At 40.9% G+C, this 10,709-nt stretch carries 8 protein-coding genes; 7 read left to right on the plus strand and 1 reads right to left on the minus strand.

The window, feature by feature from the left end; translation table 11 throughout:
* Positions 1-362: 362 nt before the first annotated feature.
* Positions 363-806 carry an RbsD/FucU family protein gene (locus tag AC075J_RS10945; RefSeq protein WP_008708382.1) on the minus strand — a complete coding sequence of 148 codons (444 nt, stop codon included), beginning with the start codon at positions 804-806 and terminating at the stop codon, positions 363-365.
* 374 nt (positions 807-1,180) lie between these two features.
* Between AC075J_RS10945 and AC075J_RS10950 the strand changes: the two genes are divergently transcribed.
* The 7 genes from AC075J_RS10950 (at position 1,181) to AC075J_RS10980 (ending at position 10,574) form a co-directional block, all read left to right on the plus strand.
* Complete coding sequence (locus AC075J_RS10950; protein WP_022380183.1) at positions 1,181-2,800, plus strand: response regulator; 1,620 nt, start codon at positions 1,181-1,183, stop codon at positions 2,798-2,800.
* A complete protein-coding gene (locus AC075J_RS10955) occupies positions 2,797-4,602 on the plus strand; it encodes a sensor histidine kinase (RefSeq protein ID WP_022380184.1) in 1,806 nt (601 codons plus the stop codon). Before AC075J_RS10950 ends, AC075J_RS10955 begins: the two co-directional genes overlap by 4 nt.
* Positions 4,589-5,566 carry a substrate-binding domain-containing protein gene (locus tag AC075J_RS10960; protein WP_022380185.1) on the plus strand — a complete coding sequence of 326 codons (978 nt, stop codon included), beginning with the start codon at positions 4,589-4,591 and terminating at the stop codon, positions 5,564-5,566. Before AC075J_RS10955 ends, AC075J_RS10960 begins: the two co-directional genes overlap by 14 nt.
* Positions 5,567-5,749: 183 nt before the next feature.
* Positions 5,750-6,727 (plus strand): ABC transporter permease, encoded by a 978-nt coding sequence (locus tag AC075J_RS10965; RefSeq protein WP_008705559.1) that lies wholly within the window; start codon positions 5,750-5,752, stop codon positions 6,725-6,727.
* Between the two features lie 20 nt (positions 6,728-6,747).
* Entirely contained in the window at positions 6,748-8,259 is a 1,512-nt protein-coding gene (locus AC075J_RS10970) for a sugar ABC transporter ATP-binding protein (RefSeq protein WP_008705558.1), read from the plus strand.
* A gap of 11 nt (positions 8,260-8,270) precedes the next feature.
* Entirely contained in the window at positions 8,271-9,251 is a 981-nt protein-coding gene (locus AC075J_RS10975) for an ABC transporter permease (protein ID WP_008705556.1), read from the plus strand.
* Between the two features lie 207 nt (positions 9,252-9,458).
* Entirely contained in the window at positions 9,459-10,574 is a 1,116-nt protein-coding gene (locus tag AC075J_RS10980) for a substrate-binding domain-containing protein (RefSeq protein ID WP_055150866.1), read from the plus strand.
* Positions 10,575-10,709: the final 135 nt, after the last annotated feature.

A 10,709-nucleotide genomic window follows, 5' to 3' on the forward strand; every position in this document is an offset into this window, starting at 1 on the left:
CATTTGGAATGGATAAAGAAGGTGCAGATTTCAGAGCATGCAAGAATTATGGACCTCTTTACAAATAATAAATAAAACCGATATGTAAGAATGTATATCGGCCGCCCGGAGTTGGAGATGATCTGACTTTGGGCGGCTGTTTGTATCAGGGGGAATCAAAAAACAAACTGATATCTGTGTGTACAGATACCAGCCTGTTGTATATATATGTATGTGTGATGTGTGTATAATGTGTAAAAATGATATTTGGCATGAATATGCCAAAATCCCGAGACATACAAGTCAAAATTCCATTGCCGCAGGCAATCTGGAATGAATTTTGGCTACGTTACTGTGAACAGTAACGAAAAGATAAAGCAAAATCAGTTGTTGATTACAACACCTTTCTGAAGCATTATATTTGCATACAGAGCTTTTTCGCTTGTGGAAATAATGCAATATGCAGTTTTGGCTTCTTCATAGAAAGCGAAACGTTCAATATTTCCAACCGCTTTATCGCCGCGCTCGTCATATTTTGCAACGATTTCTTTATATGTATCCCAGATTGGTGTTTCTACATTATCGCCAGGCATAACTTCCATGAGATTTACAGGATGCTCTACATAAGTATCCAGTGGAAACAGTTTGAGGATTGCATCCAGGATTTCCGGTACACCATGTCCGTCACAGCGGATAGTGATGGCATTCTTTCCCATAGATTCAACAGGGAAGTTACCGTCTGCGATAACAAGACGATCGCTGTGTCCCATTTCACATAAAACTTTTAATAATTCCGGTGATAAAATTTCAGGAATTCCCTTTAACATAATTTGTATTCTCCTTTCAAAATTCTGAAAATCATTGTAAACAGTTTAATGAAAAAAATCAGATTATTCAAGGCAATATTTTACGCAAAAAGAGTAAATTTTTATAGTTTACAGCGGAGGAAACAGTAACACACGGAGTTGTATGAAATGCACAAAAAATATATTGAAAAATTGAAAAAATAGTATAAATATGCTATTATCATTATAGTGAATCACGCAGATATTCGAAACCTGCTTTACTGTTCGCTTATAACTGAATAGCTGCTTTGCGGAGGTTTTACCTGATTCAGTTAAATAAGTAAAAGGAAGTAGTAATTTTTATTGGGTTATCAGGCAGGGGATGATGCCTGATCTTATGGGGGATAAAATTTAATATGTACAAAATATTATTGGTAGACGACGAAATCCTGGTCAGGGATGCAATCAGGGAGAACATTGACTGGAAAAGCCTGGACTGTGAGCTTGTGGGGGATTGTGAGAATGGCAGACAGGCAGTGGAATTTGTGCAGAGCCACAAGGTGGATGTTGTATTGACAGATATCTGTATGCCTTATATGGATGGTATGGAACTGAGCGAGTTTCTTCATGATAATTATCCGGATATTCTTATTGTTATATTCAGTGGTTTTGGGGAATTTGAATATGCGAAGAAAGCAATCCGTTATAATGTAAGTGAATATATGCTCAAACCTGTCACAGCAATGGAACTGACAAAAGTGCTCCGGAATATGAAAGAAAAGCTGGATTCCAGAAAAAAAGAACAGAAAAAAATGGAATCCCTGTCGCAGACTTCAAAGGATTATCACAAGAATGTGGATGTCATCCGGTCGAAAGCACTGGAGACTCTTGTAAATTGTACCAGAGATGTACAGGTAAGTCTTCTGGAACTGAAAAAGCTGGGGATCAGCTTTGACTGTTCGAGCTACAGAGTAGCTGTTTTTGATATGGACACTTACTCAGAAATGTATCAGGTAGATATGCATAAACAGCAGGAAAGCGCATTGATGTCCTTTGTACTTTTTAATATAAGCAATGAAATTGTGACCAGAGAGAACGCAGGTGTTGCTTATCAGGAAGGCAGTAACCGGGTATGCATTATATTTACAGGATGCAGATCCAGAGAATTCGGAGACAAAATACATAGTATCTGTCAGGAAATCCAGCAGAAAGTAAAAGAAGTGATCGGGATTGAAACTTCTATAGGAATCGGAAGCTGGGTGAGATCACCTCAGGAACTGGTCTATTCCTATAAGCTTGCTGAGAAAGCCATTGGCTATCGGTATCTGCTGGGAGGCAGCCTCCTTTTGGATATGGAAGAAAAGAAAACGGACAACAGTATTAATCTTATAAAATCTCTGGAAACACTGACAGAAGAGATAAAGGTCGGAAACAGGCAGAAAGTGACAGAAATCCTGGAGCAGATCGAGCATGAGATCAAAGGGGCACTGGTGGAGAAAAGTTATGCCTGCATTTATCTTCAGCAGGTGATACGTGCCATCGGAAATACCTGCCAGTCCCTGAGTGATGATCCGGAAAAGATCATTGCTCAGAGAGAGAAGCTTCTGAAAGAAGTTTCTCAGGCAAAAACCTTTGATAAAGCAGTGACATTGGTGAAGGAGTATGCTGAAGGAGTATTTGAATCACTTCAGGATCTGAACAGTTCCAGCGGCCAGAGGCAGGGAATGATGGCTATGGATTATATCCGAAAAAATTATATGGATCCGGATCTGAGTCTGAACAGTATCTGTTCTTATCTGAATATCAGTACCAGCTATTTCAGCACTATTTTTAAGGAGATGACAGGGGAAACATTTATCGAATCACTTACCAGGATCAGAATGGAGAAGGCGAAGGAACTCCTGGAGAATACAACTCTGAAGAATTATGAGATTGCGGAAAAAGTAGGATTTTCAGATCCACACTATTTCGGAATTTCATTTAAGAAGATGACAGGAAAAACACCTACCGAATATGCAAGGGAGAAACGCCGATGAAGATTTCTTCAAAATTTAAGAGTATTCAGAGTTCTATTTTCTGTGCGGTGTCGATCCTGGTATTAAGTGCTGTGCTGGTTGTGACAGTGGTATCTCTGAGATATACGAATTCATCTATTTATGAAAATTCTGTCATGTATACACAGACGATCATCAAACAGCTGAATCAGAATATAGATTCGTATATCAGTTATATGGATAATATTGCGTCAGTAATCGCGCAAAGCGGTGATGCTTATAAATATCTGTACAGTGAAAAAGGATATGGAGCCACAAAGGATGAAAATTACAGTGAATACAGACAGCGCCTTGTGGAACAGTTTAAAACGATCCTGAAGGGCAGGGCGGATATCAGAAATATCGGGATTGTCAGAGAGGATAAGAACTCTCCATCTCTGTTTGACAATGGATTATCTGTGAGAAATACATATGTAGATCTTAATACACAGCCATGGTATGCAGATGCAGTCGGAAAATATGACCGGTATAATCTGACATCTTCTCATGTGCAGAATGTGATAAAGGGAGAAAGACCATGGGTCATCACACTCAGCAGAGGAATCTGCAATTATACAGGAACAGAAGCAGAGGATGGAGTAGTTTTTCTGGATCTGAATTACAGTGCGATCAGTGAACTCTGTGCACAGAGCAGCATGGGAGATAAAGGATATGTTTTTATTCTTGATCAGAATGGAAATATCGTTTATCATCCACAACAGCAGCAGTTATATAATGAACTGCAGACAGAGAACATTTCACTTGTTATGAATGCAAAATCAGATATTGTTACTGTCGGAAAGGGAGATGACGAGAAAATTTATGCACTGTCCCATTCTGATATCACAGGATGGACTATTGTGGGATGCATGAATATGTCTGAACTTTTACGAAACAGCAGACAGACAAGAAGTATTTATGTGCTGGTAGCAGTGGGGCTGATCATAGTTGCTCTTCTGATTTCCAGCCTGATTGCCAGAAATATTACGCTGCCGATCCAGAAGCTTCGCGATTCCATGAAAAGTGTGCAGAAAGGAAATTTTGATATTGAAGATATAGAGGTGATTTCCGACAATGAAATAGGAAGTCTTACCAGATCTTTTAATGTGATGACGCACAGGATACGGGAATTAATGGAGCAGAATGTAAAGGAGCAGGAGCAGAAGAGAAAAATAGAACTGAAAGCCCTGCAGTCGCAGATCAATCCACATTTTCTGTATAATACGCTGGATTCTATTATCTGGATGGCTGAAGGAAAGAAGAATGAGGAAGTGGTGATAATGACGGCTTCTCTGGCGCGACTGCTCAGACAGAGTATCAGCAATGAGGATGAGCTTGTAACAGTCGGACAGGAGATTGAATATGTCAGAAGTTACCTCACGATCCAGAAGATGCGCTACAAGGATAAGCTGGAATTTGAGATAAAGGCAGATCCATCCATTACACAGGTACCTATCATTCGTCTGGTATTGCAGCCGCTCGTGGAGAATGCAATTTATCATGGCTTAAAATATAAAGACAGTAAAGGACTGTTGACAGTACATGGATATATGAAAGGTGAGAATGCAGTAATCGATATTACGGACGATGGTGTGGGAATGGATGAGGAAACTCTGAAACATATTTATGATAAGCATAAGGTGAATTACCGTTCCAATGGAGTTGGGGTGTACAATGTGCAGCAGCGTCTGGTTTTATATTACGGAAAAGATTATGGCATTATCTATCACAGTGAAAAAGGAAAGGGAACCACAGCATCTGTTGTAATTCCCGGAATACAGGAGGAATCCCATGAAAAGTCATAAAAAAGAGATTATAACAGTTGCAATCCTTATGGCGGCAGCAGTGGTGATTTTTGCCGGAATCCTGAAACCGGAGGCGACACAGACGAAAAAATGCTCCCTCATTTATATTCCAAAGATCAGGGATAACACCAATGATTTCTGGACTTCGGTAATATCCGGCTGTAAGATGGCGGCAGAGGAATATGAATCTGACCTTGAAATCCTGGCTCCGGATAAAGAAGAGAATATAGAAGAACAGAATAAACTTCTGAAAAAGGCCATTGAGCAGAAACCGGATGCGATTCTGTTTTCTCCTTCCAGCATGGATGCATCAGATGAACTTCTGAAGGAAGCAAAAGAAAAAGGAATCCGTATTACCTATATTGATTCCTATACAAAAGAAGAATTGCAGGATCTTACAGTTGCCACAGATAATGTGAATGCGGGCAGGATGTTAGGAGAGTATGCCAGAAAATTAATCGATAAAGATTCAAAGATAGCCATTGTCAGCCATGTAAAAGGTGTTTCCACGGCTGTGGAGAGAGAACAGGGATTCAGGGAAGGTCTTGGTGACTATGCTGATAACATAGTAGATATTGTCTACTGTAACTCACTCTATGAGAAATCCTATGAACTGGCGCAGGAACTGATGAGGAAATATCCGGATCTGGAACTGATTGCAGGAATGAACGAATATTCTGCAGTTGGTGTGGGAAGAGCAGTCAGTGATGCAGGAGCGAAAGATAAGATCGCAGTAGTTGGTGTGGACTGTTCTCAGGAGGCCATCAATCTTATGGAAATGGGCGTTTATAAGGGAATTATTGTGCAGAAAGCATTCCGGATGGGGTATATCGGAGTGGAAGAAACCATTCATATGCTTAACGGGGATGCAGTAGAGAAGAATATTGATTCAGGATGCGAGCTGGTTACGCCGGAGAATATGTATAACAGTGATATTGAACGGCTGATCTTCCCGTTTAGCTGACTGACGCGTTGAAACGACTGCGTAATATAAGGATAAAAAGAAGCAAAAAGGTTAAATATTTCCGGATGAAAAAAAGGAAATATTTAACCTTTTTTTGGAAGATATTTCATTACAATTATCCGACAGGTAAGGTAAGATATAGAAAACAAAGAGATACGAAATAACGTAAGGAGGGTGAAAAACTTGGAAAAGTTGAAACAAAATCCAATTGTGAAGAAACTCGGTCTGAACAGAATCCTGTTAGCATGTATTCTGGTTCTTATGTTCGTAGTCTTCAAAGTAGTTCTGGGAAGTAAGTTCCCTGTAGGTGACAGTATCAAATCTACTTTGAACTATGTATACTTCCTGGGCTTTCTGTCACTTGGAGTAACATTTGTAATTGCCACTGGAGGAATCGATTTCTCCATTGGACCTGTAATGTTCTGCTGTGCCCTGATCTCAGGTTACTGCATGACATCTTATCATGTACCTTGTGCAGCAGCAATGGTGATCTGTATCCTGATCGGATTTGCATTTGGCGTGTTTAATGGCTGGATGGTATCTTATATGTCAGTTCCGCCATTTATCATTTCCATGGCATCTATGAACATTGCAAAAGGTATTGCATCTGTATTTACAAAGACACAGTCCGTCAGCTGGCCACTGGGAAGTGATCCTGTAAACGGATGGTTCAGAAATCTTATCTCCTATAAGGGATTCCCTGTAGGACTTGTGATTTTCCTGGCAGCAGCAGTGATCTGTGGAATTATTCTTTATAACACAAAACCGGGACGTTATATCCTTTGTCTTGGTTCTAACAGCGAAGCAGTAAGACTCAGCGGTGTTAATACAAAAAAATGGAGAATGCTTGCTTATGTGATCTGCGGTGTTCTTGTAGGAATCGGAGCAATTTTCTTTGTTGGTGCTTATACAACTGTTCAGCCTGGATACGGCGATCAGTACAACAATGAAGCGATTGCAGGCTGTGTAATGGGTGGTACATCCATGGTTGGCGGACTTGCTTCTATCGGCGGTACAGTCATCGGTGTATTTATCATTTCTCTTCTTCAGCAGGGTATCATGGCATTTGGTCTTGGTAAAGGTCAGCAGATGATCATCACAGGACTTATCGTAATTGTAGCAGTTTATGTCGACGTTTCTGCAAGACGCAGAAAGAACTGATCGGAAGGGAGGATGTAACAATGGGTGAAGTTATTTTGACTATGAAGGACATTGATAAGTCCTTTCCTGGAGTTCATGCTCTGGATCACGTTAATTTTGAAGTGAAACGCGGCGAAGTACATGCTCTTATGGGAGAAAACGGTGCCGGAAAGTCTACATTGATGAAAGTTCTTACCGGTATTTATCAGAAAGATTCAGGATCCATTACCTATAAAGGAAAGGAAACTGAATTCCATAACACAAGAGAAGCGCAGGATGCAGGTGTTGTAATCGTGCATCAGGAGCTGAACATGGTAGGTGATCTTACCGTAGCTCAGAATATTTTTATCGGACGTGAACCAAAGAAAGGGTTCAGCATTGATGATAAGAAAATGATCGAAGATTCCAAAAAACTCTTTCAGGAACTGAACATTGAAATCAATCCAAAAGAAAAGATGAACAATCTTACCGTCGGAAAACAGCAGATGTGTGAGATCGCAAAGGCTATTTCCCACAAAGCAGAGGTTATTATCTTTGATGAGCCGTCAGCAGCACTGACAGAGAAAGAGATTGCAGACTTATTCGAGATTATCCGTGATCTTCGTAAGAAAGGTCTTGGAATCGTTTATATTTCCCACCGTATGGATGAGATCAAAACGATCACTGACAGAGTAACAGTCATGCGAGATGGTGGTTATGTAGGAACTCTGATCACAGCAGACAGTACAAAAGAAGACATCATCAATATGATGGTTGGACGTGTTATTTACGAGGATCCAAAAGAACATAGCATGGTTGCACCAGATGCGCCGGTTGTTCTTAAGGTAGAGAACCTGAATGCAGGTAAGATGGTTCAGAATGTAAGCTTTGAACTTCGCAAAGGTGAGATTCTTGGTTTCTCAGGACTGATGGGAGCCGGACGTACTGAGACAGCAAGAGCACTGTTTGGTGCTGACCCGAAACAGAGTGGAAAGATCTCTATAAGGGGAAAAGACGGACAGCTTCGCGAGGTAACTATCAACAGTCCTCAGGATGCAGTTAAATATGGTATTGGTTATCTGTCAGAGGACAGAAGAAGATATGGTTGTGTCGTACAGAAATCTGTAACAGAGAATACTACGCTGGCAACCATGGAAGAATTTACCAGTGGTATCTTCATTAATAAATCAAAAGAAAAAGAGGTTTCAGAGAAATACGTTAAAGAGCTGGCAACCAAAACTCCAAACTGCGAGCAGCTGGTAGTCAATCTTTCCGGTGGTAACCAGCAGAAGGTCGTTATCGCAAAATGGCTGACACGAGACAGTGAGATTCTTATTTTTGATGAGCCGACCAGAGGTATTGATGTTGGTGCCAAGAATGAAATTTACAAGTTAATGAACAGACTGGCAGCAGAAGGTAAATCTATTATCATGATTTCTTCTGAAATGACAGAAGTTCTCCGTATGAGTGACCGCATTATCGTTATGTGTGAAGGCAAGATTACAGGAAATATTGATATTTCCGAAGCTACACAGGAACACATTATGAATCATGCAACACGGAACATCAATTAAGGAGGAAAGTCATGACTAAGAAGAAAAAAAGTATTTTAAGTGATCAGAGATTTATTGTATTACTGGTTATTATTGTACTGTTTGCAATTTTCTCCTTTAAGAGCAGGGAGTTCAGACAGTATACCACAATCCTGAGTATGCTGGATTTCTCATATTATGATCTTCTGATGGCAATCGGTGTTACATTCCCTCTTATTACAGGAGGTGTAGACCTGTCAATCGGAACAGGTATGGTATGTTACGCATTGATCGCAGGATCTCTGGTAAGAAATAATAATCTTCCGGTTGTACTTGCAATGTTACTTTGCATTGTACTTGGAATTATTGTAGGAGCAGCAAATGGTGTGCTGATCGGTATTATGAACCTGCCGCCATTCCTTGCAACACTTTGTACATGTATGATTACCCGAGGTGCAGGATCCCTGTGCAGTGCCACTCCCTGGCCGGGACTTACACAGGAGGGCGGATGGTTCCATTCAATCTTTAAGATTACAGTTGGAACAGGAAGAAGTGCTTCCCGTTATCCTATCGGTTTCTTATGGATGATCATTCTGGTCCTTGTAATGGAATATGTTCTGAATCATACAAAATTCGGTCGTTATACGATCGCGATCGGTTCCAATAAAGAAGCAGCAGCTCTTTCGGGAATCAACGTTAAATTCTATCATGTTATGGTATATGTAGTATGCGGACTCTTCACAGGTCTTGCAGCTATCGCATATGCGGCAGTTACACCAACTGTACAGCCTGGTACCGGTGCAGGACTTGAAATGGATGCCATCGGTGGAGTATTCGTAGGTGGTGTTGCAGCAACAGGTGGTTATGGATCAGTAATCGGTACTTTAGCCGGTATCTTCGTTATCATGCTTCTGAAAACCGGTCTTCCATATATCGGACTTCAGGCAAACTGGCAGCAGATTATTACAGGTGCAGTTCTTATCATTGCAGTACTGATCGATATCATGAAAGAAAAGAAAGCAGCAGCAAAATAATTTTCAAAACTGAATAAAGAAAAATGCATCTTACGACAGATGCAAAACAGCAGGATATGAAACAACGGAGGGCTTCCAGGGGATGTTCGGCGACAGTATTGTCATATGTGTATTTTGGGGAAGGCGGAACGAGAGAGGAAGCCTCCTGGGTATCATTTATAAAAAAAACTATATTAAAAATGTATATTTAAAAGGAGGAAATTTTAAATGAAAGCAAAAAAAGTGATCGCATTAGTTATGTGTGCAGCAATGGTAGCAGGAATGTCCGCATCAAGCGTTATGGCAGCCGATATGCCGGAACAGTTCAAAGATCTGAAAGCTAATGAAGCTTATGATTTCCCGATGATGGTTAAATCTTTCCAGTCTACATACTGGGATGCAGCTCAGGAAGGTATGAAGAAAGCTGCTGATGAACTTGGTGTTACATACAAAGCACAGGGACCAAACAGTGAATCTGATATCGCTGACCAGGTTAACATGATCAACACAGCAATCGCTGCAAAGCCGGCCGGATTAGGTCTTGCTGCATGTGATACATCTTCTGTTCTTGATGCACTTCAGGAATGTGCTGACAAAGGAATCCCGGTAGTAACATTTGATACAGGTATCGCTGATGCTCCGGAAGGATCTGTAGTATGTGAAGTTTGTACAGATAACACACAGGCTGGTTCTGTTGCAGCTGAAAACATGTATAATTCAATCAAAGATGTTATAGCTAATGCAGATGGACAGGTTATCATCGGTGAAGTTAACCAGGATGCCACAGGTCAGAACATCCAGCAGCGTGGTGGCGGATTCATTGACAAAATGATCGAACTTATTCAGGCTGACGGAAAAACAGTTGCAGTTAAAGGTAACGAGTTCTATGTAAACGCAGCTAAAGGTGCAGATGCAAAAGAAGCAGACGCAGACGTTGTTATCCAGGTCGCTGTTCCTGCACAGACAACTGTAGAGCTTTGCTCAACAGAGGCTCAGGCAATCCTTTCTCAGGAAAACTGCATCGCTATCTTCGGTTCCAACCAGACAGCAGCAGAAGGTGTTCTTGCAGCTAATGCTAACCTGAACGTTCTTGGTTCTGACGCAGGAGCAGGCGATGTTATCGGTGTTGGTTTCGATGCTGGTTCTATCATTAAAGCCGCTGTACAGGATGGAACATTCATCGGTGCTGTTACACAGTCTCCTCTGATGATGGGTTACTATGCAATCTACGCTCTGACAGCAGCAGCTAACGGACAGGAACTTGAAGATGTTCCTACAGATGGATACTGGTATGATTCCACAAATATGGACAGCGAAGAAATCGCTCCTAACCTTTATGACTAATCGATAAGTAAATATCGAGAGGAAATGAATCCTTAGAATTAAGTATTAATTATTAATACAAATACAGACGCCGCACTGCCGTATGGCAAGTGCGGCGTTGTTGTTCAAACAATAAAACAATGATTGGAAATGATG

Source organism: Blautia sp. ZXY-1-C6, from assembly GCF_056339875.1.

Bases quoted from the DNA above. Each gene is read 5' to 3' on its own strand.
- AC075J_RS10945 (WP_008708382.1), bottom strand. From the start codon at position 806: ATGTTAAAGGGAATTCCTGAAATTTTATCACCGGAATTATTAAAAGTT.
- AC075J_RS10950 (WP_022380183.1), top strand. From the start codon at position 1,181: ATGTACAAAATATTATTGGTAGACGACGAAATCCTGGTCAGGGATGCA.
- AC075J_RS10955 (WP_022380184.1), top strand. From the start codon at position 2,797: ATGAAGATTTCTTCAAAATTTAAGAGTATTCAGAGTTCTATTTTCTGT.
- AC075J_RS10960 (WP_022380185.1), top strand. From the start codon at position 4,589: ATGAAAAGTCATAAAAAAGAGATTATAACAGTTGCAATCCTTATGGCG.
- AC075J_RS10970 (WP_008705558.1), top strand. From the start codon at position 6,748: ATGGGTGAAGTTATTTTGACTATGAAGGACATTGATAAGTCCTTTCCT.
- AC075J_RS10975 (WP_008705556.1), top strand. From the start codon at position 8,271: ATGACTAAGAAGAAAAAAAGTATTTTAAGTGATCAGAGATTTATTGTA.
- AC075J_RS10980 (WP_055150866.1), top strand. From the start codon at position 9,459: ATGAAAGCAAAAAAAGTGATCGCATTAGTTATGTGTGCAGCAATGGTA.